Origin of the sequence: Streptomyces sp. TLI_171, assembly GCF_003610255.1 — a bacterium.
Classification (GTDB): domain Bacteria; phylum Actinomycetota; class Actinomycetes; order Streptomycetales; family Streptomycetaceae; genus Kitasatospora.
On the sequence record NZ_RAPS01000003.1, the window covers coordinates 150,131 to 176,253 of the forward strand.

21 protein-coding genes and 1 pseudogene are annotated in these 26,123 nt (G+C 71.1%); 1 reads left to right on the forward strand and 21 read right to left on the reverse strand.

The annotated features are described in order from the left end of the window. Positions 1-87: 87 nt before the first annotated feature. The 20 genes from BX266_RS37890 to BX266_RS37985 all read right to left on the reverse strand — a co-directional run bounded on the left by BX266_RS37890 (position 88) and on the right by BX266_RS37985 (position 23,829). On the reverse strand, positions 88-513 hold the full coding sequence (locus BX266_RS37890) for a hypothetical protein (protein ID WP_099908882.1): 426 nt from the start codon (positions 511-513) through the stop codon (positions 88-90). 2 nt (positions 514-515) lie between these two features. Beyond that, positions 516-1,067, reverse strand: a complete 552-nt coding sequence (locus BX266_RS37895; protein WP_099908883.1) for a helix-turn-helix transcriptional regulator — start codon at positions 1,065-1,067, stop codon at positions 516-518. A 55-nt stretch (positions 1,068-1,122) separates the two neighbouring features. Further along, on the reverse strand, positions 1,123-1,605 hold the full coding sequence (locus BX266_RS37900) for a hypothetical protein (protein ID WP_099908884.1): 483 nt from the start codon (positions 1,603-1,605) through the stop codon (positions 1,123-1,125). 23 nt (positions 1,606-1,628) lie between these two features. Next, a complete protein-coding gene (locus BX266_RS37905; protein WP_099908885.1) occupies positions 1,629-3,851 on the reverse strand; it encodes a hypothetical protein in 2,223 nt (740 codons plus the stop codon). Positions 3,852-3,856: 5 nt separating this feature from the next. Then, entirely contained in the window at positions 3,857-6,460 is a 2,604-nt protein-coding gene (locus BX266_RS37910; RefSeq protein WP_099908886.1) for a hypothetical protein, read from the reverse strand. Beyond that, positions 6,460-6,861, reverse strand: coding sequence for a hypothetical protein (locus BX266_RS37915; RefSeq protein ID WP_259465250.1), 402 nt, complete (start codon positions 6,859-6,861; stop codon positions 6,460-6,462). The genes BX266_RS37910 and BX266_RS37915 overlap by 1 nt, the downstream gene beginning before the upstream one ends. Before the next feature lie 119 nt (positions 6,862-6,980). Further along, positions 6,981-8,087 (reverse strand): DUF4417 domain-containing protein, encoded by a 1,107-nt coding sequence (locus BX266_RS37920; protein WP_099908887.1) that lies wholly within the window; start codon positions 8,085-8,087, stop codon positions 6,981-6,983. After that, complete coding sequence (locus BX266_RS37925; protein WP_259465251.1) at positions 8,087-9,421, reverse strand: ParB N-terminal domain-containing protein; 1,335 nt, start codon at positions 9,419-9,421, stop codon at positions 8,087-8,089. The genes BX266_RS37920 and BX266_RS37925 overlap by 1 nt, the downstream gene beginning before the upstream one ends. 33 nt (positions 9,422-9,454) lie before the next feature. Then, a complete protein-coding gene (locus BX266_RS37930; protein ID WP_259465252.1) occupies positions 9,455-10,396 on the reverse strand; it encodes a replication-relaxation family protein in 942 nt (313 codons plus the stop codon). Continuing rightward, positions 10,393-12,873, reverse strand: a complete 2,481-nt coding sequence (locus BX266_RS37935; RefSeq protein WP_099908888.1) for an ATP/GTP-binding protein — start codon at positions 12,871-12,873, stop codon at positions 10,393-10,395. Before BX266_RS37935 ends, BX266_RS37930 begins: the two co-directional genes overlap by 4 nt. Next, positions 12,873-13,373, reverse strand: a complete 501-nt coding sequence (locus BX266_RS37940; RefSeq protein WP_143687158.1) for a hypothetical protein — start codon at positions 13,371-13,373, stop codon at positions 12,873-12,875. Before BX266_RS37940 ends, BX266_RS37935 begins: the two co-directional genes overlap by 1 nt. A 143-nt stretch (positions 13,374-13,516) precedes the next feature. Next, complete coding sequence (locus tag BX266_RS37945; RefSeq protein WP_120314492.1) at positions 13,517-14,173, reverse strand: hypothetical protein; 657 nt, start codon at positions 14,171-14,173, stop codon at positions 13,517-13,519. Between the two features lie 42 nt (positions 14,174-14,215). After that, positions 14,216-15,394 (reverse strand): C40 family peptidase, encoded by a 1,179-nt coding sequence (locus tag BX266_RS37950; protein ID WP_099908891.1) that lies wholly within the window; start codon positions 15,392-15,394, stop codon positions 14,216-14,218. After that, complete coding sequence (locus BX266_RS37955) at positions 15,391-17,850, reverse strand: hypothetical protein (RefSeq protein WP_259465253.1); 2,460 nt, start codon at positions 17,848-17,850, stop codon at positions 15,391-15,393. The genes BX266_RS37950 and BX266_RS37955 overlap by 4 nt, the downstream gene beginning before the upstream one ends. Next, positions 17,847-20,417 (reverse strand): ATP-binding protein, encoded by a 2,571-nt coding sequence (locus tag BX266_RS37960; RefSeq protein ID WP_099908892.1) that lies wholly within the window; start codon positions 20,415-20,417, stop codon positions 17,847-17,849. Before BX266_RS37960 ends, BX266_RS37955 begins: the two co-directional genes overlap by 4 nt. A gap of 42 nt (positions 20,418-20,459) precedes the next feature. Next, entirely contained in the window at positions 20,460-21,134 is a 675-nt protein-coding gene (locus tag BX266_RS37965; RefSeq protein ID WP_099908893.1) for a hypothetical protein, read from the reverse strand. Continuing rightward, complete coding sequence (locus tag BX266_RS37970; protein WP_143687160.1) at positions 21,131-21,454, reverse strand: hypothetical protein; 324 nt, start codon at positions 21,452-21,454, stop codon at positions 21,131-21,133. The genes BX266_RS37965 and BX266_RS37970 overlap by 4 nt, the downstream gene beginning before the upstream one ends. 16 nt (positions 21,455-21,470) lie before the next feature. Further along, a complete protein-coding gene (locus tag BX266_RS37975) occupies positions 21,471-22,598 on the reverse strand; it encodes a conjugal transfer protein (RefSeq protein ID WP_099908895.1) in 1,128 nt (375 codons plus the stop codon). Further along, complete coding sequence (locus BX266_RS37980) at positions 22,595-22,870, reverse strand: hypothetical protein (protein WP_099908896.1); 276 nt, start codon at positions 22,868-22,870, stop codon at positions 22,595-22,597. Before BX266_RS37980 ends, BX266_RS37975 begins: the two co-directional genes overlap by 4 nt. 68 nt (positions 22,871-22,938) lie before the next feature. Continuing rightward, positions 22,939-23,829 (reverse strand): hypothetical protein, encoded by an 891-nt coding sequence (locus BX266_RS37985; RefSeq protein ID WP_099908897.1) that lies wholly within the window; start codon positions 23,827-23,829, stop codon positions 22,939-22,941. Between the two features lie 368 nt (positions 23,830-24,197). Here BX266_RS37985 and BX266_RS40685 point away from each other — a divergent pair, with 368 nt between their 5' ends. Further along, positions 24,198-24,326, forward strand: coding sequence for a hypothetical protein (locus BX266_RS40685; RefSeq protein WP_259465254.1), 129 nt, complete (start codon positions 24,198-24,200; stop codon positions 24,324-24,326). A gap of 169 nt (positions 24,327-24,495) precedes the next feature. Here the strand turns inward: BX266_RS40685 and BX266_RS37990 are convergent. Beyond that, positions 24,496-26,123: pseudogene (locus BX266_RS37990) on the reverse strand (hypothetical protein); the annotation flags it as partial.

The following is a 26,123-nucleotide window of genomic DNA, read 5'->3' on the forward strand; positions in this document are numbered from 1 at the left end:
TGGGCCGCCCCCTCAGCAGCACGAGGGGGCGGCCCATCTGCGTGTGCCGGCCCTGGAGCACAGGCGACGGCCGAAAGGGCCCCGCCCTCAGCCTGCGAGCGAAGGTTCGAGGTGGTCAAGCAGCCACTGGGCGCGATCGAACGCCGCGACCTTGTGCCCGTAGCTCGGCCATTTCAGGTGGGTGACCTCGTGCGCCAGGACTTGGTCGGCCTCGGCGCGGGTCGCGAGGGCGTCCTGCTGCAGGTACAACAACGGAACCGGGAGGCGAGTGCTTTCCGGCCCCCGGTAGGCCCGGCCCACCACCTCGGCGCCGACGCGCTGCCCCGACAACCGCGTGTACTTGGCAGAGTCCAGGACGAGGAGAAACCGCAACCCGGCCGCCCGGGCGAACTGCTGTGCCCGGGCGCGCAGCCACAGCTGGTCGGCCGGCAGAGCCGCCTCGCACGCCGGCAGCGGACTGCGCAGCGCCCGGGTCCGCGCGATCGTGAGGGCGCTTCCGCGTTCGGTGCTCACTCTCATCCCCTCCGCTCTTCGTCCTGGATGGTCTCGATCAGCTCTCGCAGCTCGTCGGGCGTCCGGCCGAGGTGGTTGGCCAGGCGTTGCATTGTTCGATCGGTCAGCCAGAGCGGCGCCGTCGACCGCGCGGTTGCCACGCTGCGCTGGTGCGCCTCGCGGACCTCCTCCTCGCTGGTGCCGTACACCGCGGCCAGGGCCGCAGCGACGCTGTCCTTCAGCTCGGTCGTGCGGCCGGCCTCCAGCATGGCCAGTGACCCGCGGGACATCTGCACCGCCGCGGCCGCGGCGCCGGGCCCCAGGCCGCTGGCCTGCTCGCGCAGAGTCCGCAGGTCCCGCTCCTCGACGGGATTGAGGAGATCCTGCAGCTGGCATCCGACTGCTTCCGCCAGGCCAGCCAGCATCTTGGCGTTCGGCGTGCGTGCGCCGGCTTCGTAGTCGTCGAGGACGGCGGGGCGGATCCCGGCCTTGTGGGCGAGGTCCTGGCGGCTCAGGCCGGCCTTCGTCCTCTCGGCGACCAGGCGGTCCGGCCTGAAGCTGCTGCTGCGGTGCATCGTGGGGCCTTCCTCGCGTCGCTGTGTGCATTATGTCACTGAGACACTATGGACGTCACGCGAAGCGTCCGCTCCAGCTGTCCTCGGCCAGCTCCTCCAACGCCTGCTCCTCCTTCGGGGAGAGCCGGTCGACGAAGGTGTCCCAGCGCCCCAGCTCCTCCAGCTCCGCGCCGCCCGCAGGCTCGATCCGGGCGGTCTGGCCATCACCGCCGTAGGCAGCGACCAGGCGCAGAACGACGGCGCCGCGGCTATCGACTTCAGCGGAGCGCCAGTGCACGGCGCGTCGCCGGGCCACGCTCAGATTGAAGACGTAACCGACACCCGGCTCGGGGGACAGGCCTCCACCCACGACCGGCCGGATCCACAGAAGGCGTGGGTCGTCCTCGTCCTCGCGCCAGTGGCGGGCGAGCGGGGCACGGAAGGCCTCGGTCCCGCCCGATTCGGTGACGACGATCCGGGCGCCGGCGTCGAGCGGATCGCCGGTGCTGGTGTGGGCGCCTTCGAGCAGGTTGGTGAGCTGGTTGGTCCAGGTGTTCATGGCGTTCCTTCCGTGGGTCCGGGTCAGATGCCGACGATGTCGGCGACGGGCTTGCCGGCGAGGTGGGTGATCTTCTTGTCAGCGAAGAACTTCAGCAGCTTGTCGCGGTTGTCCGCGCTGCCGCACAGGACGCGGCTGGGCGCCTCCGCGCCGAACAGGTCGATGCCGTCCCTGAACATCACCTCATTGCCGCCCCCGTCGAACTTCGCGATCTTCATCGGGTCACTGGTCTGCCCGGAGACGCTCTTCCCGCCGGCGGTGTGCAACGCACCGAAGTGGTCACTGTTGTAGGCGTAGTAGTCGCTGCGCTTCATCAGCACGGCCGGGTCGTCCCAGACGATCCGAACGCCGTAACCGCCGTCGCCGTCGACCGGCGTGTCCCTCACGCGCAGGAACACCGAGTTCGCGCCGCCGGAGAACTTGTCCTGGCCCTCGCTCATGCCGAGGCCCTTGCTCGTGCCCATGACCGCACGGCGCTCGGTGGAGGCGAGCACTCCCGTCGCGAACAGGGTGGTGATGTCTCCGCCGCCCATGCCGTGCACGAGGCTGCGCCCCTTCCAGGCGCTCGCGAAGGCCTCGGGGTTGCCGGTGACGTCGAAGCGGGTCCAGGTCAGCCACCCGCCGGACCTGTTCGGCGTCGGCTGGTAGCCGGGACTCGCGCTCAGCGCGGCTCCGTCGGCGAAGCCGGCGGCCTGACCCACAGCGTCGCGTACCACTGCGATGCGCTTGGGCAGGACGTCGTGGGCGGCCTGCAGCTGGAGCTTCTTCGCGAACGCCGACAGGCCTGCCTCGTCCAAGCCGACCGCCTCGTGCGCGTGCGCGTGGAACAGCTCCTGGACCTGGAGCTCCTCCAGCCCCCGCGCGACCTCCATCGCCTCCTTGACCTGGGGGTTCGAAGCCAGGCCCTGCGCCTTGATGTTGTTGGCGAGGTAGGTCCATTCGCCTTCGCTGGCCGTCATCGGCTTGTTCGCGAGGTGGAGCTGCTCGAGCCGGGCGACGAGCTCCGGTCCGTGGCCGGCCCCCGCAGGAGCGTGGACCTCCAGCTGGCCACGGATGCTGAACTCGGCTTTTCCAGGCTCGTTGAGGCTGTAGGGCCGGTACACCGCGCTCCAGCCGTCGCCCATGTCGATGGCGTACTCCTTGCCCGTCGCGTGGGCACGGGACGTTCCGTCCCAGGAAACCTCGCCCGTGACCGGGTCCAGGGAGGCGTCGATCCGGCTGGCGTTGCGAAGCTGCGCCGAGAGTTGCCCGGGATCGGTGTCGTCGACCGGTGCGGGCACCATCTCGGTGACGGTGGCCATGCCGGTGTGCAGGTAGGGGGTCACCATGGGGAGCTTCCCGCCGTCGGCGTAGGTCTGATCACCCAGTCCGATCTTCGCCTTCTCGGCGATCGCCTCCAGGTGTTCCATGTAGTAGCCGGTCATGGCCGCCTCATCGGCGGTGGCACCATGGGCCGCCGTGACGACAGCTTTTACAGCGGCCGTGATCTTGTCGTGAGTGGACTGCGGGACGTCGATGCCGTTCTTCAGTTTGTGGTTCACCGACTTGGCGGCCTGGGCGACGAGCTCGTGCAGGTTGTTCTGCTTGTCGAGCTCGAGTTGGCCGGTGATTTCCTTGGTGACCTCCACCGGAACCAACTTCCCCTCGGACAGCGCGAGCGCGTCCAGGAGCTTCTCCTCGGCCTCCTCGTTCACGTGGGCCAGCAGCACCTCGCGGGGGGTTCCGTCGGCGGAGTCGTAGGAGATCAGCGTGGCCGCCGAGTTGAGGAAGTCGGTGCCGCCAACCAGGACCGGCTCCCCGATGGCCATCCCTGTGGTCGGTGCTTCTGGCACCGGCGTCAGCGGCTGCTCGGCCGAATCCTCCTCCTCTTCCTGCTCTTCGGGCATTTCGGCACCACCGGCGGCCGCTCCCTCGGCCCCATCCAGTCCGTCGAGCACGGCAGCCGAGAGTGGCTCGGGCGGATCCCACGCGTCCTCGCCGGGCGCGGGAGGCTCGTCCGTGATCCGGGCCTTCCCGCCTCCGACTGCCACCGACGGATCGGCGAGCTCAGGGGGCACCTCGAAGCCGGCCATCGGCTGCAGCGTCGGGCCGCCGAACGGCGTGTTGAACAGATCTGCAATCAGCTGGGCGGCCTCGGCCGGGCCGGGTTGCTCCGGCCCCGCCGCGGTTGCAGAAGGCTCCAGGGTCGCCGCGGTGGACGGGGCGACCGTGTACGACTGGTGCGTGGACTTGGAGTTCGTGCCCATCGAGGTCAGCTCCCGTACTTGAGGGCGGCGGCGGAGGACAGCTTCAGCTGCTTGGTGAAGAAGTCGGCGAAGTCGGTCCGCAGTGTCGTCTTTCGCTCGCAGGCGTGGTCCAGGAACGCTTCGGCGATCTGCGTGTGCGTCACCTGGTCTGCAGGAACGCCATGCTGTTTGGCGGCCCGGGTCCTCATCTTCGGAACCCAATGCAGATCGACCTTCGCGCCCTGGTGCGCGGTGTCGTGCAGCACGGCGCGCCACTGGGCGTCCGGGATCGCCTCAAAGGACTTGATGACCGGATGGGCGACGGCAGGATTCACCTTCACCCCCGGACCCAGACCGCCACCCATGAACGCCGAATACAGCTGCTGCTGGACCGGTACGGAGCCGTACCCGCTGTTCGGGGCGTAGCCGAGGTCGAGTTTGTCCCGGCCGAAGAACTTGAAGCTCTGCCCGCGATCGATGTTCACGAGGCCGCCCGAGGGTGTCTCGATCATGTTCTGGGCGTGGCCGTCGTGGTCTCCGACCAGCCAGGCACCGACGTGGTAGCGCACGATCGCGTCTACCTGGCCCTGCGTCCAGGAGGACGGACTCCCGCCGAGCGTCTTCGCGCCCTTGACCATCGGCTGGATGCATCCGGGCTGGCCGCCGATCGTCTTCTGGTAGACCGGCACCGAGGGCACGCCGCCCAGGTCCAGGGCGTGGGAGGCCGCCGCCTCCGCGGCCGCGCGGGCACCGCCGGCCTGCTTGTCCGGCTTGAAGAGCCACATCCCTCCGTCCGGGCCCTGGTGGAGGGTCTTGCTGTGCGCGCCGCCGAGCGCCGCGGCCTGCGCCGGCCCGAACGAGATTGCCGCGACCTGGGAAGCCTCCATGCGCTTGGGCAGGTCGGAGGCAGCGGCAGTGGCCATCTGCAGGGCCGCGACCAGCGCCTTGTTCTTGGCCGCGAACGCCCCTCCGGACGCTGCGGAGGGTCCGAGCTTGGGGGCGACCGGCTTCGACCCGGGAGTGATCGGTGTGACGGGGGTAGGCCCCGCCCCCGCCGTCGACGTTCCGGCGGCGGAAGGGGTGGAAGAAGGACCGGTCGGTGAGGGCGGCGGTGCGGCGGCCTTGGCCGCCTTCTTCGCCGCCGCTTCCTCGGCGAGGAGGTTGATCGCCGGCGGATGCCACAACGGGTTGAAGTGACCTGCGATGAACTTCTGCACGTGCGCCCGCGAGGCCTTGCCTGCCGCGGTCATGCCGAGCTCCTCGGCTACTTCACGCAGGTCAGTGAGCTTCTGCTGCTTCGCCCACGCGCTGAACGCCTCCGTCTCCGCGTACGGGTTGACGAGGTTGTCCTTGTCCAGCCCGGGATGCTGAGCCACCAGTTCCTTCGGAGGCAGCAGCACGTTCGAGGCCCAGGGCGTGACCGCCATCTGGGCTTCGTACAGCTTGCCGGTGCTGACGGCCCACTCGGCGGCGGTCTTGACCGCCTCCCCCTGCTGTTCCCACGCGCCCTTTCCCAGGGGAGCGAGCGTGAGCGCGCCGGCGACGTCCTTGCTGATCAGTAGCAGCGAGTGGTCGCTCATCGCCGAGTCGAGGTCATCGAGCTGGACCTGTCGCTTCGCGATGACTCCCTTGGCCAGGTTGAGCGTGCCGGCGCTGGTGTTCGGACGGATCATCCTGAGCAACTGGCGCGGGCTTAAAAGGTGGACCTCCTGCTCGGTGATCAGTCCAGCGTCGATCGCGTCCTTGGCCGCGAGCTGAGCGTTGCCGGTGTTCACCGAGGCCTGGTCCAGGTAGGCGTCGACGGCTTGGTGGGCCTGGGCCTTCGCCGTCTGCAGCTCGTCGCCCATCTCGGGGCACTCGGCGGCGGCAAGGAGCCGCTCAGCCTTCAGCAGCGTTGCGAGCTGCTCGCCGTTCACATGGACGGCCGGAAGCCCGTCCAGGGATGCGGCGAGTGCGGCTTGGGCCTGCTGGACCTGCTCCGGCGTCGCCTGCCAGCCGCCTCCCGTGTGCGGCATCGGCGTGCCCTCGAGCTGGTGGACGTCTGCCAGCGTCAGCCCGCCGTAGGTATCACCCGCCAGCAGCTGCTGGTAGCGCTTATGGGCGGCGGCCTCGATCGCGGCCTTCGACTTGATGTCCGGGTCGTAGGCCGGGTCCAGCCAGTGCACCAAGGGATGCTGTCCCTTGCCGGACAGGCCGACCAGCACCGGATGCCCGAAGCCCTTCGCCGAAGCGATCTGCTGGAGCTCACCAGCTGGGAGCGCGGTCAGGTACGCCAGGGAGGTCGCCTTGATCTCCTTGAGTTTCTCGGCGATCTCCTCCTCCGAGGCGCCGGCGGCCTTCATGGCCTCCAGGGCAGCCCGGGCGGCCGTGATCTGCTCGGCGAACTGGTCGAACTTCTCGACCGGGTCCTCCGGCACGTCGAGCAGGGGTTGGTTCAGGTCCGCCTCGACGTCGACGCCATCGGCAGCGATGAGCTGAGCGAGAGCCGTCGCCAGGTCGAAGCTCGCGGCAGCCTCCACGTACTCCTGGCTGGTGCCCTCACCGTCACTGTCGGGCTGATCGTCGTCGCCCTCGCCTCCCGCGGGAGCGACGGTGTAGTTCTGGTGGCTGGCCTTGGAGTTGGTGCCCATCAACCTTCCCCTCGGTCGGGAAGGTTCGGTAGCACCTCGGCGAGGAGCAGATCCAGGAGGAGCCCTACGGCGTGAGAGAGGGCGACGGCGCCTTCGGGGACGTCGACGTAATCAACGGCCACCGTGGCGCTACGCTCGGCCCAGTGATCCAGCAGCTCCACGGTGACGCCATCGGCCAGGAGCTCGCGCCACGGGTCCGCGGCCTCGAAGGCCAGCGGCACCCACACCAGATGCACCGCCGGATCGCCGCCGAGATGCGGGCCGAAACCGACGACCGCGACCGGGTCCAAAGGCGCGCCGAGAGCCGGGTGCCAGACCGACAGCACGGCCACGCGCCACAGTTCGGCGGTCTCTCCCGCGGTCGAGACGGTGGCCGGCGGTGCATGGAGGGGATCGGACATCGGAACTCCTTCCTCGTTCGCCCTCCATAGATGGCGGCCGAGGACGCGGTGTGACCGCGGCCAAGAGGATTTCCCGAGGGCACTGCGCAGGGTCAGAAACTCTTACCTCAGGGCCCGCATCAACTGCGCGGCAGGAGCGAGGACATGTAGCGGACGGTGACGGCGAAGGCGTCTCCGGGCCGTGCGTGGATGTCCTCCCGTCCGTTCGCGGTCATCACCGCGCCGTGCAGCGCGTACTGATGGGGGTTCTGGCTGATCAGGGTCAGCCGGTCGCGAAAGAGGGCGACGGCTTGGGCGATCCGGTCCGCCCGGGACAGGCCGGTGAGCAGCACCGGAAGATCCGCAGGGAGGTTCTCCGCCAGCCAGTACAGGCCCGGCAGCGCCCAGGAGTCCCAGTTGTTGTTCTCCCGGACGGTCTGCAGGTTCACGGCGATGCCCGGGGCGGGGACGTCGTCGAACCAGGCGCGGTAGCGCTCCAGGTCCTCCAGCCGGTACCAGTAGACGTTCGGCACCGCCACGGCGCCGGCGTCGTGGAACTCCTGCGCGATCATGAGGCAGCGGCGCATGTTCAGCAGGTGCTCGACTCGGGGCCAGTTGCCGTAGATCGAGTAGTTCGGCGAGAGAATCACGTCCCAGTTCTGTGAGGCGAGCTCTTCGACCAGGCCGCCACGACGGCGGTACGACCAGAACGCTTCCACCAGCGGGTCCTCGCCGTAGCCGACCAGCACCGCCTTCTGCTGCTCGCCGAGCCCGAGGACCTGGTGGGCGTCCTTCCCGGCGAGCCGCGGGTAGATGGTGTGGGTGTCGGGGCTGAACACTCTCCTGAGTCCGACCGCGTAGGCGGGCCAGCGCAGGCTGGCGTCCAGTGCGCCGACGGAGCTGCCGTCGGTCATGGGGATGAAGGAGGGCAACTGCGGGAGTTCGCCCTCCACGACCAGGTCGTCGAAGGCGAGGGTGCCGCCGACGTCGTGCATCCAGGCGGCGATGTCGGTCCGAGAACCGCAGCGGATCGGGCAGCTGGCGCAGGCACCCGCCGGGGAGCCGGCCTCGGCGGCCGCGCAGCCGCAGTAGCTGCAGTCGGCGTTGCTGCCCGAGCACAGCGGCTCGACGGTGGCCGGCCCGCCGCGGCCGTCCGGGCCCATCCAGAACGCGCAGCGGGTGCAGTCGCAGCCGCGGCCGGGAAGGGGCACGCCGACGGCGGGCATGGGCAGGGAGACGTTGGCCATCAGGCTGCTACCTCCTGGGAAGCGGGTGTGGCGGTGTCGGCGGACAGGAACGGCTCGAGTTCGCGCAGCGCCAGGCGCAGAGATCCCCGGTCGTACCGTCCGAGGTCGTGGCCGGTGTGCAGGTCGGCGAGCAGCGCCCGCAGGGAGTCGAGCGTGGTGCGGACGACGGCCTGGTCGACCAGCGGCCGCTGTTCCGTCGGCGTGTCCGGCCGCTGGTCTGCGGACAGTTCGACTTCCGGCCTCTGGATGGCGGGAGGCGTGCCGGCAGCGTGCGACGGGGGCTGCGGGGCCCCGCTGACGACCGAGCCGGGTTCGGGGCTGTCGCCTTGCTGCCCGTTCGCTCCGTCGCCGGCGGGGACGCGGCTGAGCTTCGCCCGCCGGCCGGCGTTGGCGTTGTCGAAGCGTTCGCCGGCGGCGTCGACGATGGCGTCGTTGTCGAGGTCCGGCGCGGCCAGGCCGATGTCGACGGCGCTGGGCAGCAGGTGGAGCCGGCCGGTGTTCTTGAGGGAGGCCCAGATCCCGGCGGCGGCGTCGGCGCGGCCGCGCTGCAGCTGGGCGTAGCGGATTCGCGTATTGAGCCGGATCCCCGATTCGTCCATCTCCTCGCTCAGATCGCGCGGCAACTCGCGGAAGGCCCGCACGAGCTCCATCGCCTTGCGCTCGCTCAGCTGGAGGCCGAGCCGGGTTAGGACCTCGCTCCACGGCGCGGCGCAGCTCCGGTCCCCACCGCGGATCTTCTCCAGGGCCTGGAACCGTTCGACCGCGTCGGTGATCTCGTAGACCTCGCGCGGCACGGGCTTCCCGGCTCGCAGCAACTTGCCGACCAGGACAGCGCAGCGCTGGTACATCAGCGCGACGGCTTGCTCGGCAGGTCGGAGGTCCTCCCGGGCGAAGTTCTCCACGAACCGCCAAGTCGCCCTCTCCTCGTCCGACAGTGGGCCGGGGCACACGATGGCGGGAATCGCCTCGAAATGCGGGTTCTCGCCGAGGTGCAGGGCGCCCCACCGCATCGCGCGCAGCCGGCGCTCTCCGGAGACCAGCCGCATGGCCGGCGCACCGCCGCCCCGGCCCGGCGTCTCCTCGACCAGCACCGGCTCCAGGAGCCCGACTTCGCTGATGGAAGAGATCAAGTCGGCGAGCTCGACCGGGGCGGTCGCGTCGCCTGGCTGTCGGCCCTGAGGCTCGGTGTAAGCGCTGCCCGGCCCGCGCAGCGGCAGCATCACGAACCGCCGCTGCGCCAGGCGGCTGTGGCGCTGGAGGATCTCCGCCAAGTGGATCATGCTGACGCCGGCGGATCCGGGTACGACGTCCGAGTCGGGGTCGCTGGTCGTCACTGTGCTGCCTCCTTGTACGGGTGGTGCTGGTCCTCAGCTCTCGGCCTGCGGCCGAAGGAACATGTCGGTGGGCGCCTGGTTGCGCAGCAGCGGCTTGAAGATCGGCGCGAACGGTCCGTGCTGGCGGAGTTTGGCCAGCGTGGTGACGCCGACGGACAGCTGCCCGGCCAGCGCTGACAGGCCGGGGTTGGCGCCGGTCAGCGCTCCGAGGTCGTTGATGCGGGAGTCAAGGACGCGCGGCGAGGGGTGGTCCAGCACGATCAGCAGCCGCGGGAAGCGGCTGTAGGTGCTCTGCCACGCGGGCCGGCTGCCGGTCGGGCGCCGTGCACGGTCGTGCTCCTGCGGGATGTAGTCGTGGTACCGCCCGTATGCGGCGACCTTGTCCGCGAGCCGGGTGACGGTCATGGTGCAGCGGTCCAACTCGACGAAAGCCCGCAGCATCGTGCGCCGGCCCTCGCCCGTGACGTGCGTGTAGTCCAGGACGGCGTCGGAGATGACGTGGTCGTCCTCGAAACGGCGCTGGCCGTCTCGCATCCGGTGGGCGACCTCCGGCATCCAGTCCAGCGGCCCGCACTCGTGTCCCGCCGCCCGGGCGTGCTCCACCATGGCGATGCCGACCTCGTTCACCGCCAGGGTGTGCGCCTGGCGCGGCCCGGTCGCCGTGGCGGTGGTGGTCCGGTGCTGGCGAGTGATGCTCTCCTGCGATCCGTCCATGTGCAGGTAGCCCTCCTCGCCCAAGAACCACAGCCATTGGGCGTGACGGGGGTTGCGGTGCAGCGCACGCACCCGCTCGACCAGCCCGGCGTCCTCCAGGCTCCTGAGCTGGTCCAGCAGGTAGACGGGCCGCTGCGCCTGAGGCTGGAGGAGGCGGTGAAGCTGCTGGGTGGTCATCAGCCGGTGCTGGTAGAGCACAGTCATGGCCTGCTGGGCCAGCCGCCTCATCATCGCGGGCCGGGCAAGGGTGGCAGCGTTCATCCGAGATCAGTGCTCCATGCCTCGTCGGCGTCGTCGGGTCGGCTGTACTGCGCCTGCTCGGGGTCGACGGCCTCGGTCGGGATCGGGCTGCCGGGCGCGCCCCCGGTTCGGCCGGGCGGTTGCCGGTTCGGCCCGTCCGCCGGCTCGGATTCGATGTCGTCGGCTGCGGCCGTCCGTGCGGAGGCCCTGTCCGGGGTGAGGTACCGGGTGACGCCGTCGAAGATCCGCGCGTCGAGGGTCTCCAACCCGGCGAGGATGTCCCCGACGGGGCGCCGCTTGAGGTTGGTGTTCACGGCCTGCTGCAGACGCTCGGCGCCGTCGGGGTTGTCATAGAGGGCATACGTCTCCTCGACCGAGGCGCCCCGCACCCGGAAGGGGTCGGACATGCCGCTGCCCCGGTTGACGGACATCACGTAGTGGTAGGGCTGCAGCCTGACCACGGTGTGGGGGTCGACCACCCCGCCCCACCGCCTGGTGACGAGCGCGGCCTCCTCGATGTCGGCCGCGGTGGTCGACAGGATCGACAGGTTCTGCAACAGGCCGCTCCTGGTGGTCGGAGTCAGACGCTGCATCATCTGCGTCATGGCCAGCAGCCGGACCTGGTACTTGCGCAGTTGCTCGGTGATCGCGGCTAGGTGGCCCTTGCTGGCTCCGTCCACCGCGGTCAGTTCGTCGATCCAGGTCCAGAACGGCCGGCGCTGCGACGGGTGGATGTTGCGACGAGACAGTCCGGCCCGGAAGAGGTCGTAGATGATCAGGCAGGAGATGATCCGGTCGGTGTCACCGGAGCCCTCGGGGCAGATGAACACGACCTTGCCCTCGTCCATCGCACGCCGGATGTCGTAGGTGCTCTCCGGGTTGCCAAGGAACGCCTTCAGGGCATCCGAGCTGTCCAAGCGCTCCACAATGTTCGTGACGACCGGCGCCGCCTCCGCCGGGTACCGCGGGAAGCTGTTGCGCCAGAAGCTCTGCAAGCGGGGCGGCAGGTAGGAGGTGACGAGCTTGCGCCAGTCCTCGTCCATTAGCAGGGTCCCGAGCTGGAACACGGTCGGCGCGAGCTCCGGGTGTCCGACCTCGGCGAACCGGTACGACAGGTAGGCCAGCGACTGCACCGAGCGGGTCAGGATGGTCTTCGCGCGCCCGCTCGTGTCGCCCCAGCTCAGGGCGGAGGAAAAGGAGTCGACGATCGCGCCGACCACTTTCGGGATGTCCTTCGGCTGCCGGCCCTGCATCGACAGCGGGTTCCAGGAGGCGACCATCGCGTCCGGGTCAGTGATCGACAAGTCGATCTCCCACAGCCGCTCGAACAGCCCTTCGTGGGACAGGTACCGCTTCGCCTTGCCCCAGCCGTCCCCATGCGGGTCGAGGAACATCACCCCGTGGCCGCTGTGCGCGAGGGCGATCGCCTGGATCAAGGACATCTCGGTCTTGCCGTAGCCGGACTTGCCCAGGAACAGGCCGAACAGCACCCACTGCAGCGGCACGCCGACCAGGAACTCCCGGCCGTCGGCGCCGGTGGTGAAGCCCAGCGGCAGCACGTCCCGCTGGCCGGTGTACTCGACCAGGTCCGGCGGCGGCAGCGGGATGCTCGCGTCCGGCAGCTTGGTGTGCGCGTTGTGGACAGTCGGCGGCTTGAGGAGCCCGGCGATCTCCGCGCCGTTGACCCACCGCTGCCGGCCACGAGGGGAGAACTCCCCGGTGGCGAACCGCCGGTCGAACTGGCGCCGGTACAGCACCGACCCTGCCCCGACCCGGCGAACCAGGAGGTTGAGGCCGACCTCCCGCCACTGGTTGTCGCCGCTCCACACCTCAAGGGCGGTCACCATCTCGTCCAGCAGCATCAGCTCCCGGCCCTCGACGCGGGACGAGGCCCGCAGGAGCAGCTGGAAGGCGAAGAACGGCGGTTGCTGGCCGTCCGGGAGGTACTTGCCCAGCACAGCGGTCATGTCCGCGCGCACCGAGAGGCCTTCGTTGTGGACCACCGAGCCGCCGCCGCGAGCGCTGGCGGACGACCCCGACTGCTTCGCCTCCTGGGCCACCTGCGCCATCACACCACCGAGGCTGAACGACCCGCGGCCGCCCTGCGGCATGCCGGGCAGGATCGGTCCCGCGCCGCGGCCGCGGCGCCCGGAACGCAGCAGCTGCCTGCGGCGCCGGTTGAGCTGCGCCGCGGTGACCGGGACCAGGTCGAGGACGACGTCGGCCCGCTCGCCGTCCTCCTGCTTCACCGAGCTCAGCGCCGCGGTGATGGCCTGCAGGGGGTCGGGCCGCAGCGGAACCCGCCGCAGGGCGAGGTGGTCGGCCATGGCCAGGGTGAGCTCGGCGCGGGCGACGAACAGCGGGTGAGCGTCGTCTGCCTCCTGCTCCTGCTCCTGCTCCGGCTCGCCGGCGAGTATCGCGTCGGGCCCGGTGAAGTCCCCGTCCTCGGCGTCGCGGCGCTTGGCCAGGGGGAAGACGTTGGACAGGCTGCTGCTCATCAGGCGGCCACCCTGGTGCTCTCCAGCTCCGCCGGGCCCTCGAAAGTGACGGTGACGCCCGCGGCGGCGGTCAGCTCCTGCCCGGGGTCGCGAAGCTCGCAGCCGACGTAGGCGTGACGGCTGATCAGGGCAAGGGTGCGGCTGCGGGCCTCGACCCGGTAGGAGGGCGGGCCTCCACTCGATGTCAGGCGGATTCGCACCGCGGTGGCCCGACGGGGTGTCAGGTGCCAGCGGGAGGCGCTCGCCTGGGCGCGAGCGAGCTGGTGGACGAAGCGCAGGATGTCCTCCTCCCCGGGGTCGAAGCCGGGACGGGGCAGGAACTCCGCCCCGGCCCGGTCGGCGAGCGCGCGCCGGGCCAGAAGCATCTGCCCGGCGGCGAGCAGGAGCAGCAGCGGCGCGGCGACCAGGATGACCCCAGGGAGATTGGCCGCGACCGCGGCGCCGGCGGACTGTGCGAGCTGGGGGGCATGCGAGGCGGCGCCGAGAACAGAGTCGATCATGCCGATGACGGTCACTGCAGGTTCCCTCTTCGGTAGGCGCCGGCGGGCGGCGGGTGAGGATCTGTCAGACCCCATAGATCGCGGCCGGGCAGCCGGTGTGACCGGGCGAGCGAAATATCTGCGGACGGATCGGCCCGCTGCCGCTACGACGTGGTGACCGGCAGCCAACTGGTGTCGCCCACGGCCTGGATGAGCCCGATGGTGGCGCTCTGCCGCTCCTGCGCCCGGCCGTGCGGGTCGGTGCCGGCGTACACCAAGTGCGCGTCGACCTCGTTGCCGCCGCCGGAGTGGCGGCGGGCGATGCCGGCCTGGATGCGGACGTGGCTCCACGGGGCGGTGGCGGCCTGGCCGCCGAAGTAGGAGGGGAACGCCGCCCGGCCCTGGCCGGTGAGATCGGCGAGGAGGACCTGGTCGGCAAGGGCGACGAACTGCTGCTCCTGCGTCGGGGGAAGGTCTGCCGGCTGGGTCTGGTCGAGGACCAGCTGCAGGTAGCGGTCGGGCACTTCGCCGGCGAGCAGGTCGGCCGGCGCGGTCCGGGTGCCGACCGGTGCCGTGGCAGGCGGGGAGATCGCGGGAGTGGGTGCGGGGGAGGACGTGTCCGAAGTGACCGGTGCCGGGCCAGAGCGAGCCCCGTTGTTGGCATCGGTCACCGGCTGCGTGGGCCATTCCGGTGCTGCGGGTGGGTGCCCGACCTCGGGGCGCCCGTCGGGAATGAGCAGCAGGCTGCCGGCGAGGACGAGCAATGAGGCGGCGGCGATGAGGGGAAGGCGGGCGCTGCGGGGCGCCGTTCGGTTGGGCACGGGACTCTCCTCGGTCGGTGGGAAAGGGGAAGCAGTTGGTGGTTAGTACCGGCCGCCGCCGGTGTAGCTGTTCAGCCATACCGGCTCGGTGCGAACGTTCGTTCCGGTGTGCGCGGCATTGATCATCTGGCCGCCGCCGACGTAAATGCCGACGTGGTAAATGCCCTGGCCGGAGGCGGCCGGGTTGAGGCTGAAGAAGACGAGGTCGCCAACCTGCAGGGCGGCGAGGCCGGCCGACCTCGGGACCTTGGTGGGCGCCCCGTCGTACTGCTCCTGGGCGGTGCGGGCGATGTTGACGCCTGCCTGGCCGTACGCGTACTGCGACAGGCCGGAGCAGTCGAACCCGACGGTGTGCGAGGCGGAGCAGGCGCCGTTGAGGTAGCCGTTGGTTTCGTCGCAGAAGCCCAGGCTCGGTCCCGCGGTTCCACCGCCGCCCCAGGAATAGGGGATGTTCTGCGCCATCTCCCGCTGCGCGGCGGCGACCACGGCCTGTCCGCGAGCACTGCTGGCGGGCACCGGTGCGTTGCCGGCGTTCTGCCCCATCTGGTCGTAGGTCGCCTTCCACCCCAGCACCTGGTCGACGTAGGCCTGGCTGTGGTTGTAGCGCAGGATCGCGCTCCTCAGCTGGTCCCCCTTGCCCAGGTCCGCGCTGCCGGTCCCGCACAGGTACGCCGCGGTGGTCAGCGCGGCGTCGAAGACGTTCTGCGGGTTGCGGGCCCCGTCGCCGTTGCCGTCCTGCCCGTCGCTGATCCACGTGGCGGGCATGAACTGCATCGGACCCACCGCGCGGGCGTAGGCGCTACCACCCGCGAGTTGCTTCTCCGCGTCGGTGGCGTTGTACATCGGCGTGGTGTTCCCGCCGACCCCGGAGCCGTTGAGGGCCGGTCCGTAGATCGGAGGGCTGATGTCCCCGTTCGACGCGATCGAACTGCCCCCGGCCTGGTTGGACTCCACCTCGCCGATCGCAGCGAGCAGGGACCACGTCATCCCGGCGCAGTTCGGCCGCAGCTTCGGCAGGTTGGCGACCGCGCCGTTGTAGGCGCCCAGGAGCACCGGGGGGATCCCGGCCACGCTGGAGACGGTTCCGGGCTGCGCAGCCTGACCGGCGTGCGCGGACATGCTGGCGCCCATGACCGCCGCGACCAGGACCAGCAGCAGGATGAACCCGCTGAAGGGCAGGAGCAGGGCGCCGATGAGCAGCGCCCAATGCTTTCCCGTCATGGCCGGCCCCCGCTCGGCGGCCCGGCCGGGCGGGTGGCCCGGCGCCGCGGCGGTGCCGGCGGCGGGGCCGGCGCCGGTGAAGGGTCCGTGGCGGGAGCCGTCGACGCGCTGCCGTTCGACGGGGCGGCAGCAACATCCCTCGGGCGGGTCGGGCCCGGGTTCGGCCGCCGGGCAGAGGCGGCCGGTGTGTCGAGGCCCGAGGCGCTAGAGGAGGAGTCCCAGACCGAGTTCGCGACGAACCGTGCACCGCGCCGCACGGCGCGCCCGGCAGCCCGGGAGTTGTTCGCGTACTCGGTGCCGAAGGCCTTGGCCTCGCCCCACTTCTTCCTGGCTGCGTTGCCGAGCCGCTCCTCCACCCGGACCATGGCCGCGCTGGTCGTGCGGGTGGCCGTACTCGCGCCGCGCTTGGCTGCGGCCGCCCCGCGGGGGATGCCGACCGGCCAGCCTGCAGGGCTGGCGAGAAAGCCGTATTTGGCGGCGAACTTCGTGGTGCCGACTGCGGCCTTTCCGGCAGCCAGCGTCGCGCGGCCGCCACGGGTGGTGGACATGCGCGTGGCCAAGCGCTTGGCAAGGGCCTGCTTCGCTGCTCGCTGGGCGGCGACCTTCGCCGCGGTGGAGGTGCCTCCGGTGCCGACCGCAGCTGCCACGTTGGCGGCGGCGCGCACCGCCGTGCCCAGCCGGCCGCCCTTGGCCGCGCCTCGGCGGCCTGGCTGCGGACCAACCCACAGGTCCTTGGCGGACCGGCCGGCCTTCGCCAGCGGCTGCGTGACCTTCCGGGCCTCGGAACGTCCCTCGCTCCAGATCTGCTTGAGGGACGGCGCGGTCTCGGCGTACCGGCCGGGGGTGGCGAAGACACTGCGGCCGGAGCCGCCCATCTTCGCGTTGGCGAGTCTGCGGTTGATGTTGACGGCGACCTGCCGCGCGGTTTCCTTGATCTTCTTGTGTCCGGCCAGGCCGGCCACCGCCACGAAGTCGATCGACAGGAACTTGACGGCCAGGACGTTGCCAGTGTCCGCCTTCAGCAGGGCGAGGATCACCAGGATGAAGATCGCCAGGAACAGGACGCTCAGGACCACAGAGAGGACGGCCTTGGTGATGGCGCTCACCCAGCGCCACAGGGCGGCGCGGCCACCGCCGGGCAGGATGCCGGCCGTCAGCGCCCAAGGCGCGCGGATGGCCTCGAATGCCACCCAGCCCTGAGCGACCAGGAAACCACCGGCGACCAGGGTGATCAGGATGACGCAGATGACTGCGGCGACCGCCACGAACAGGGCGCTGAATGCGGTGTCGGCCGAGGCCTTCTGCGCACCGGCCTTCGTCTGACAGGTGTCCTTGAACCTGTTCGCGGCGTCGTTGACCTGGTTCACGTAGCGGGTCTCCAACGCCGCCCCGGTGGGCAGGTGGTCGGTGTTGTACACGACGATGCTGTAGACCGCGTAGGCCTTGGCGCAGTCGCCGGTGAAGATCCGGCCGTAGGTCATCAACTCGGTGGGCGCGACGACGAACGCGTTGATCAGCCCGGTGGTAATCGGCGACGCCACCGAGTCGGGGTTGCTGGACGAGGTGCTCGGGTCGTTGGAGAGGACCAGGTTCGACACCTGCAGCGAGAGGTCCTTGGACTTGCCGACCAGGCCGCCGTTACTGAGCAGCATGTCCGATCCCTGCGCGGCCGGCGCGCCGTCGGTGCCGAGCAGGACCTGGGCGGGGGAGAGCAGCACAGTCGCCGCGACCGCGGCGATGACCAGCGAGATGCCGGCCTCCGCGAAGCCGCGGGCCCGCTGCCGGAACAGGATGTGCCAGCCGCCGTACAGCGCGGCGAGGGTGAGGAAGAAGCCGACGAGCCCGAGGCGGTTGATGACCTGGTCGCGGATCGTGGCGGAGATTTCGGCGACCGGCGTGACCATGATCTTGGCCAGGCCGAAGTTCAGGGCCCAGGTCACCAGCCAGCACACGAACCCGATGAGCCACTTCGCGATGGTGAAGAACAGCGAGGTGAGGAAGCCCCAGATCTTCAGGTCGAAGTCGTCCCAGTCGCCGGTGTCGACGTCGACGTCGTAGACCTGCAGCGGTGCGCCGTACTCGTCGTGGCCGTTGAACGGAGCGAGGATCCCGCTGCCGCTCTCCGGCGGGGCCGCCAGGTTCACTTCGGGCCCCGGGCCGTTGTGGACGCCGGTGGCGCCGGGAGACGGCGTGGGATTGATCGGGGGGACATCGGACGGGCTCGTGGCGGTCGGGACGGGTGTCGGCGTCGGGGTCGCCGTGGCGGTCGGGGTGGAGCCGGGCGCCGAGGGCTTCGGTCCGGGCTGCGGGGACGGCACGGGCGTGTCCGCCCAGGCGATCGTGGTGAACAGCGCGACCAACAGGCCGATCAGCACCGCGGTCACCGCCAGGCGCCGCCCGCGGCCGCCACGGCGGGCGGCACGTGGCGCTATGGTCCGGGCGGGCGTGCGGCTCATGAACGGCCCTTGGCGAGGGTGAGTTCGCCCGGGGTGGTGTGGATCGCGTCGGCGGCCTGCTCGTCCGCGGGGATCAAGACCTTCATGCCGCCGATGCGGCGCTTGAGGTCGCGGTAGAGGCACTCGCCAGCGCGGATCGCCCGCTCATGGTCCGAGACGTTCACCGGAGAGAGGCCCTCCGTGATGGTCTTCAGCATGGTCGGGTCGGTCCCGTCGAGGCCGAGGAACTCCAGCGCCCGCGCGGCGAGCTGACGCGAGCGCTGGCGGAATACCAGGACATGGGTGATCAGACCGCGGATCTTCTCGCCCTGCTCGTTGTCCGGACCGATGTCGTCGGGGTCGTGCGAGGCCGCGAACAGGCCGGCGTTGTGCTTGCGGCCGTCGCGGACGATCTCGAGCATCAGGTCCAGGCCCTCGGGCGAGCTGGAGAGCCACCAGCACTCGTCGAAGAAGACGCCGGTGAACTCGTCCTCGGACAGGAACGCGATCTCCCTGCACAGCGCTGCGACCAGGTACATCAGCCGCCAGCCGAACTTCTTCTCCACCTCCAGGCGAGAGAGGCGGTGCTCGTCGAGCTCCTCCTTGGTGGGCAGCTTGAGGCTGGAGACGGCGAAGACGATCGAGTCGGCGTCGGAAACCCGCACCACCGGCAGGGTGGGGTCGAAGACGACCTTCCCTAGGTCCTTCTTGGCCAGGGAGCGCAGTTTGCGGACCAGTTCGCTGGCGGCGGCGCGCACCGCGCTGTCGTTGGGCTCATCGGGGTCGGCGGTGCGGGCGCGCTCGACGAGGGTGTCGATCAGGCCGGACATGCTGCGGTTGGCGCTGGTGTTGGTCGCCTCGATGGCCTCGGCGAGGGTGACGCCCTCGATCGACATGGAGGCGATGTCCAGCAGCGGGGTCAGGAAGCTCTCCGCGTACCGGGCGGCGCGCGGGCCGGTGAACACGCGCAGGGGATCCAGGGACAGGCCGGCGTTCTCGTCGACGTCGATGACCTGGGTGGTGCCGGGGCAAGCCTCGACGAACCGGACCCACTCGCGCAGCGGGGTGCGGTCGATGACCAGGCCGCGGCCGCGGCTGGCGGCCCGGGCCAGGCGGTGACCCGTCGACAGGATCGAGTACAGCGCCGACTTCAGAGCGACGGACTTGCCTGAGCCGAGCTCGCCGATGAACGCGGCGTTCGCCGCGACGTTGACCCGCGGACCGTGCGAGAAATCAATCAGGACGGGCCGCACGCCGCCGCCGGACAGCTGCAGACCGAACAGGCTGCCCGCGTCGTCGCCCAGGCCCTGGCCCGAGAACGGCATGCCCATCGCGAAGTCCCTGGCCAACAGGATCTGCGCGTAGTCGTTCATCACCCGGGGACTGCGGGCGCCAGGCAGCATTGCGTGGAACAGGTTGACCTGGTCGCCGGCCGGGCGCTCCAGGGTGTAGTCGGAGCCGCCGAAGTGGTTGCGCAGCGCGGACATCTGCTCGTTCAGGTCCGCGGGGGAGTCGCCCCACACGCACATGGCCACGCTCGCCCGGATCTCGACCTCGGTGGAGGACGAGGTGAGGCGGGAGCGGTACTCGTCCAGCGACGCGGCGTCCTTGTCCAGGTGCGCGGGCACGCCGGCGACGTCGCCGTCGTACTCGGTGTACTGGTGGGCCAGCTCGTTGGCGCGGCGCCGGGAACGCGGTTCCGCCTTGGCACCAGACTCGATGTTCAACCTCACGACCCAGTCGATGGGGAAGGAGAACTCATCCAGCGCGCTCAGGTACTCGCTGCCAGGAAAGACGAAGGAGTCGGGCATCTCCGACATCACGCAGAACGCCTGGTAGCTGCTGCCGTACTCGGTCTCGGCCCGCACGTACCGGTGCCGGAGCGGGTTCGTGGGCGCCTTCGAGGGCAACTGCCCGCGGCCGCCCTCGTCCAGGAGGACCTGCGTGTGCGCGGCCACCGTGCGGCCGCGGCCGCGGATGCCTCGCGGCGCGCCGTCCTCCGGCAGCAGCGGCTCTTCCAGCCCGCGCCGCGCACTGTGGGCGTAGATCCACAGGATCTCCGCCTCGCTGGCCGGACGCAGCCGCACGCCGGAGGGCCAGGTCGCCGCCAGCCGCCGGGCCTGGTTCAGCCGCCGTGCGACCTCGTCCGCAGGGACCGCCGGCGGAAGGAGCCCGAGCGAGCCCATCACCTCCGAGGCCGCCGAGGCGGTGACCGCACGCAGGCTCTCCCTGAAGTCCGCGTGCGACAGCGGCAGGGCGAGGAAGTCGACGCGGCTGGTCAGCTTGAGCTCCTCCAGCTGGTGGAGCACCTTCCAGGACAGATCGACCAGCTCCGGGGACCGGTCCAAGTCCACGCCGGACGTCATCCGGTCCACCACGGACGCGGCGTCGACCTGCGGGCACAGACTGAGCAGCATCACTTCGCCGCGCAGCGCCTTGAACAGCGACTCGAGCTGGTCGAGGCGTTCGCGCTTGGTCTGCCGGCTGGCGTGGGCATAGTTGTCGGACTCGACGCGCCACACGCCCCATACCGACGCACTCGTGGTCCAGATGAGGTTACCGCTGATGTGGCGAACGGGCAGACGCATGTCGTCCTCCGAAGAGCTGGTGGAAGGTCAGGAAGAAGGCGCTCAGTCCTCGCCGAGCTGGGCGAGGAGGTCCTGCAGGGCGGTGCGTGCGGCCGGGGTCCGGGCGCTCGACCCGGCGATCTGGGCCCGCGGCCGGGCTTCCGTAGCGCGAGGCCGGGAGACAGCGGCCGCGCTGGTCGCCGCTGGGCGGCCGGAAGGCTCGGGCGGTGCGGTGTGCCTCGGACGGGAGGCCTGAGAGAGAGCGGCGACGGACGGCGCAGACGGTTGGGCCGGCCGCCGGGCCGGCAGCGGCTCGGGAGCCGCCGCCGGAGCCGGCGCGACCGCAGCGACCGTGATCCGGGTGTCGACCAGAGCCGGGCGGCGTGGCCGAACGGGCCGACCGGCCAGGCGGCCGACCCTCGGGGTCGAGGCGTAGGTAAAGACCCCGAGCAGGGCCCGGGCCGGGTCCCGACCGTCCATGCGCGCGTACCGCAGGGCAAATGCCAGGCCCCAGGGCACCACGATCAGGAACAGCACGTTGCCGGGCCCGAAGTACGCCCAGAGCGCCTTGGTGGCGATCAGCGCCACGAAGGTCAGGACCATCGTGACGATCTGGGTGATCGTGTACGGGCCGCCCGGCAGCCTGCCGGCCCCGGGCAGCTTTCCGATCACCAGCGGGCTGCGCCGCGCCCGGGTGTAGGAGCGGCCGATCAGGGCCTCGTCGCCGGCGGTGCTCACGCCGTCGCCAGGCCGTCACGGTCCGAGCCGGGGACAGCCGGTACGGCGGCGGGGGCGTGGACGGCGACCTCGGTGCCGACCTTGGTCTGGATGGTGGTCATGTTGTTGACCGCCCAGACGACCAGGCCGGCGAGGACGAGGGCCACCAGGGTGGCGACGAAGCTACGCGTCCTCCACCAGGACATCAGCACGGCGATGATCGCCATCAGGACGGCGGCGGCCAGCGCGAGCGTGTTCAGTTGGGTGATCTTGGTGTTGGCCCAGGTGATGATGTCGCCGGCCAGCTGGACGCGGTCGGCGGGAGGCACGGATGCAGGCATGGTGCGGAGCTCCTCATTAAGGGGTTGCCGGGGAGGCCGTCGCCGCGGGCGCGGCGGCGGGAGTCTGGGTGATGTCGGCGGCCGGGCTGGGCGCCGTGGCAGCGCCGCCGACGGCCAGGTGCGGCGCGGGGTCGACGGCGTAGACCTCCCAGCGGCCGGCTCGGGCCCGCAGGGTGAGCGCGTAGGTGAGAGGGAAAGTCCCTGCACCGGAGGTGGCGTTGACCTGGGTCAGGACACGGCGCAGCGTGTCGTCGGCGGGCACAGCGGTGCTGCCGCTGGACCCGCGGGGATCGTCGTCGCTGATCCCGGCGACGGTGATGGACGAGTAGGGCACCGGGCTGACCGGGCTCATGGCCACGCCGGGAGTGGTGTACGGGCCGAGCTGACCGGTGCCGGTCAGGTACGCCGCGAGGAAGCCGCTGACGGTGGACTGCGCGGGGTCCGAGCTGTTGAGGGTGAAGGCGCCGTACGCCAGGGATCCCGGCCGTAGCGTGCTGGGGGCGGCTACCTCAGCCGGCAGCGCGGTGGCGGTGTAGCCGACGGCCCCGGTGGCCTGCTGGGGCCCGCCGGCGCTCGTCGGGCCCGTTGCCTGGATGCCGACCTGGAAGTAGTGCAGTCCGGTGTCGGTGGCCGGTCCGCCCTTGGGACGGGCGACGACGTCCGCCGCAACTGTGACCGACCAGTAGCCGGGCGAGACCTGGGTGCTCGCCATGACCACCGTGGTGCTGGCACTGCGGGATCCGGGCGGGTTGGTCAGCGCGAGGGCGCCGGAGTAGTAGGGAGCCAGGCTGTTCTCGGTGCCGGTGCCGGCAGCCAGGTACGCCTGGACGTACAGCTGCGCGAAGCCGGCCGGGCCGATGCCCGACGCCGCGGTGACCGAAGCGGCTGGTGTGGGCCGTGCGGGGCTGGCGCCGCTCGAGCCGCCGAGCAGCGCAGCCGTGCCGAGCAGAGGACCGGCCAGCAGCGCCGCCCACACGCCGATCCTGGCCAGCCGCGCAGCCCCGGCCATCGTGGCGGTGCTGGTCTTCCACCCGGCGGCCCCGTCCTCTTCCGGGTCCTCGACCTGGTCCGTGAGCTCGGCCGCCCGCAGGTCGGCATCACGCCGGCGCTCCGCGCGGCTCCGGCGGCCGTGTCCGCGCTTCACTTCCGGCCCCTGGCCGCGGCACCGACGACGGCGGTGCGCGCCCTCGCGGTGAGCTCCTCGTCGGAGAGCGTGTTGAGACGCCGCCAAGCGGCGCGCGCCTCGGCGGCGCCGTTGGCGAGGAACGTCTGGAGCTCGACGTGGGCGGCCTCGTCAAAGGGCGCGGTGACCAGTGCGGTGGCAAGGCGACGGACCAGGCGCCGGGCCTCGACGACGGTGCGGGCATCGGCGTCGACGGCCGCGGCCTGCGCCTGTTCGGTCTGATGGGGGATCACGTGGTGCCTCTCAGGGGACGGGTACGCGGAGCGCTGGGCAGACGAAGCACGGCAGGCCTGACGGGGCGTCATGCGACCAGCCAGTAGGCGTCGTGGTCCGCAGCGCGCAGCCGGCTCACGGCCCGGGAGCGGGCCTTACGGACGCGGTCACCGCCGGAGCCGATGGACCGTGGGGTCCGGCCGTCGCGGTGATCGGAGTCGACGTAGTAGCCGGCCAGCAGCTGCGCCTCGTGGGGCTGCAGGACGCCGGTGCGGACGGCCCAGACGACCAGGTGCAGCAGTTCGGCCCGCGCGGTGCCGCTGTGGATGTGCTCGTGGTCGTCCTTGCCGAGCAGCTGCAGCTCGGTGGCGTCCATCAGCAGGCTGAGGCGCTCGAAGCGCTCCTCGGGTCCCAGCTCGTGGCCGACCGGTCGGCGGTCGACGATCTCGGCGACCTCGTCGGGGGGAAGGGGCGCATCGTTGAGGAGGTGCCCGAGGGTCTGGCGGGCCAGAGTGAGGGTGCGCAGGACGAGGCCGGCGTAGATGCTCCGCGGGCACCGCTCCAGCGGGTAGGTACGCACGACCTCGAAGAGGGCACCGACAACGACCGAGAACGCCTCCTCGAAGTCGATGCTCGGCCGCATCTGGCTGCGGGCCATCCGCGCCGCCTTCGGCAACAGAGCACGGACAGTCACGAGCCAGGCGACCTCGCCGTCGTAGCCGCCGCGGGGCACGCGCTCGAGCAGCGCGGCGAGAAGCGCGTCGTGGCCCGTCCAGTTGCCGGCCCGGTAGAGCGCGTTCAGCAGCTCCAGGACGTCGCCGGTGCCGGTGCAGTCGGAGAAGAGCTCGCTCTCGGCGGCCCAGCTGCCGACGACCACCTCGGCCCGGGGGTCCTCGCACATCTGCCGCCAAGCGCGGTGCATCCGCATGTCCGTGGAGTCGTGGGGGCCGGACTCGGTGCCGGCGGAGGTCGGGTGCATGTCCGGGGCCGTCCCTTCGCGTCGATCGGGGTGATGACGCCAAGGTGTCGAGGTCCCCCTTGCCAGCCGTCTGGACAGCCGCGCGGGCGGTGCGATGTCCAGGGGATCCGCGAGGGGGATCCACTCGCTCGGTCGCGGCCGCGCGGCGCTCGGCGGCGCTACGTGTCCATCGCCACGTGTCTGGCGCGGCGATGGACAAGGACGGCCGCGGCTATCTGGGGCGGAGGGAACGGGCTGCGGGATGGGAGTGCCTCACGGATCCCGGGGCTTCTTCAGGCTGCGAGGCTTGCATGTACCGGGTTGGCCGCTCGGCCGGTCCCGACGGTGCACCGGCGGGTAGCGTCCGGGGCGGTGCCACGGCTGGTGCCGTGTCCGCGTTCGAAGAATCGCTCTCCGACCGTCAGCGCGGCTTAGGTCCCGAGCACGACGGCACCCTCACCTGGTACTACCTCGACCACTGGCTGGGGGAGGCGGGAGAGGCCGCCCCTGACGAGTGATCACAGGCACCAAGCGCGCGACGGTGGTTGCGACGGCCAGAGGACGGTGCGGCCGCAGAAGTTGTCCATCGGCAACGGCAAAGTGCTTTCCCCTGGACAAACGCGAATGTCCAGAGGAAACGCGGTCCGATGACCCTCGCCTTCCCCGTCGCAGACGCCGTGCTGAGGCTCAGCGGGCGATGGCGGCAATGCGTGCGGCCCATGCCACGTGCGGCGAGCCTTCCGGTTCCTCCGTGCGTGGCGCGTCCTGGCCAGCGAGACCTGGAATGCCGCAGCCAGAGGCCCACTCTTCGGCCGCATTCTGCGCGGCCAAGCGAGCGGCGAGCTCCTGCAGCAGAGGGTCGGCGCCCGAGCGCTCAGCCTCGGCGGCCGCCGTCCGTGCAGCATCCAGGACGGCTCGGCGGGCCACCGCGCCGACACCAGGCCGGTGGCCATGGACGGCATCGGCTGCCTCGGCCGCCAGATCGCCCGCCCGCTCTAGCACCTGGCGGTGCTCGCACCTGCCGCACTGTCCGCTGGCGTCGAACTCCTGCTCCAGACGTCCGCAGACCGGGCAGATCCGCGCCACCCTTTCCGGGGCGGACGCCGCATATACGCACTGGTCGCACACGGCGCCGCGCGCCGACGGGCGCCCGGCGGTCCGGCGGATCCCACAGCGGCCACACAGCGTGACCGACGGAAGTTGCGAGAGCAGCCAGGCGAGAGGGCTGCGAATGACTCCCCGGTCGTCCAACGGCCCACTCGTGCTCATCGGGCGGACCCGCCCCGCGAGCTGCGCCGCGAGGGAGTCAGGCGCAACGGTACACAGCACGGCCTCGGCAGCCCGCACGGCGACCGCGCGCTGGCCCGGCGTCATCGCGTCCAGTACGAACGCCACTGGGGCCAGCGCGGCGCGCACGCGGCTCCGTGCGGACTCCTCCCACCAGGTACCCGGTCGCGCGCCGCCCGAGCGCTGCTCCTCCTCAGCGCAGGGCGAGCTGGAAGTGGTTTGTCCCTCCGCGCGCAGCGCGCCTGCCTCGGCCGCCCTCCGAGGGGGCAGAGACGCGACTTCGGAGCCCGTCATCGCGCGCTCGCGCGCACCACCGGCAACGGTGGCCGACCCCGACGCGGCTTCGCCGGAGACCACACCCCAACCTTCACCCTCTACTCCTGCAGTAACCACCGGGGCGTGAGAGGTGTGCAGGTCTGCCGTAACGTCCGGCTCTCCCGCTTCAAGGACACGCCCTGGCGGGACCGCCGTGACCTGGGACTCCTTCACGCCGGCGGGAGCCTGGACCCTGACTGCCGCAACTGCGGGGTCTGAAATCGCGGGCCAGCGAACTCCCGTGCTGATCGTCGCGCGGTGCGCCGCAGCCACCGCCGGAATCCGGATCTCCCCGCGCGCGGCCAGCCCGGACGCGGTCGGCTTGCGGACCAGCTCCAGCGCCCCCGCACTCTGGAGGCGCGCCAAGACGCGGGCACCCGCGTGGACACCTCCGCCGACCAGGCGCGCGACCGTTGCCGCAGGACGGCCGACGCGCGTGTTCACCGCTCCGCCGCAGAGCCGGACCCGACCGTCCGCACGCGCTTCCAGCACCAGCAGAACAAGCGCGAGCCGGTCGGTTGCAGCACCGCGGCCGAGCCGTAGGGCGAGCAGCCCCGGCGCGGTACGCGTACCGTCCTGGTGCTCCCAGCCCGGACCGAACAGCCTCTCCACCAGGCGTAGCAGCGTAGCCAACTCCGCCCGGGTCAGGGCCAAAGGGTCCGCACCTGGGGCAGCGGCCGCGCGCAGACCCGGCACCGTGCAGTCCAGCCCGC

What these genes read in the sequence shown, in the direction of transcription:
- BX266_RS37895 (WP_099908883.1), bottom strand. Translation starts at nt 1,067, where the DNA reads ATGCACCGCAGCAGCAGCTTCAGGCCGGACCGCCTGGTCGCCGAGAGG.
- BX266_RS37900 (WP_099908884.1), bottom strand. Translation starts at nt 1,605, where the DNA reads ATGAACACCTGGACCAACCAGCTCACCAACCTGCTCGAAGGCGCCCAC.
- BX266_RS37905 (WP_099908885.1), bottom strand. Translation starts at nt 3,851, where the DNA reads ATGGGCACGAACTCCAAGTCCACGCACCAGTCGTACACGGTCGCCCCG.
- BX266_RS37910 (WP_099908886.1), bottom strand. Translation starts at nt 6,460, where the DNA reads ATGGGCACCAACTCCAAGGCCAGCCACCAGAACTACACCGTCGCTCCC.
- BX266_RS37915 (WP_259465250.1), bottom strand. Translation starts at nt 6,861, where the DNA reads ATGTCCGATCCCCTCCATGCACCGCCGGCCACCGTCTCGACCGCGGGA.
- BX266_RS37920 (WP_099908887.1), bottom strand. Translation starts at nt 8,087, where the DNA reads ATGGCCAACGTCTCCCTGCCCATGCCCGCCGTCGGCGTGCCCCTTCCC.
- BX266_RS37930 (WP_259465252.1), bottom strand. Translation starts at nt 10,396, where the DNA reads ATGAACGCTGCCACCCTTGCCCGGCCCGCGATGATGAGGCGGCTGGCC.
- BX266_RS37935 (WP_099908888.1), bottom strand. Translation starts at nt 12,873, where the DNA reads ATGAGCAGCAGCCTGTCCAACGTCTTCCCCCTGGCCAAGCGCCGCGAC.
- BX266_RS37940 (WP_143687158.1), bottom strand. Translation starts at nt 13,373, where the DNA reads ATGATCGACTCTGTTCTCGGCGCCGCCTCGCATGCCCCCCAGCTCGCA.
- BX266_RS37950 (WP_099908891.1), bottom strand. Translation starts at nt 15,394, where the DNA reads ATGACGGGAAAGCATTGGGCGCTGCTCATCGGCGCCCTGCTCCTGCCC.
- BX266_RS37955 (WP_259465253.1), bottom strand. Translation starts at nt 17,850, where the DNA reads ATGAGCCGCACGCCCGCCCGGACCATAGCGCCACGTGCCGCCCGCCGT.
- BX266_RS37960 (WP_099908892.1), bottom strand. Translation starts at nt 20,417, where the DNA reads ATGCGTCTGCCCGTTCGCCACATCAGCGGTAACCTCATCTGGACCACG.
- BX266_RS37970 (WP_143687160.1), bottom strand. Translation starts at nt 21,454, where the DNA reads ATGCCTGCATCCGTGCCTCCCGCCGACCGCGTCCAGCTGGCCGGCGAC.
- BX266_RS37985 (WP_099908897.1), bottom strand. Translation starts at nt 23,829, where the DNA reads ATGCACCCGACCTCCGCCGGCACCGAGTCCGGCCCCCACGACTCCACG.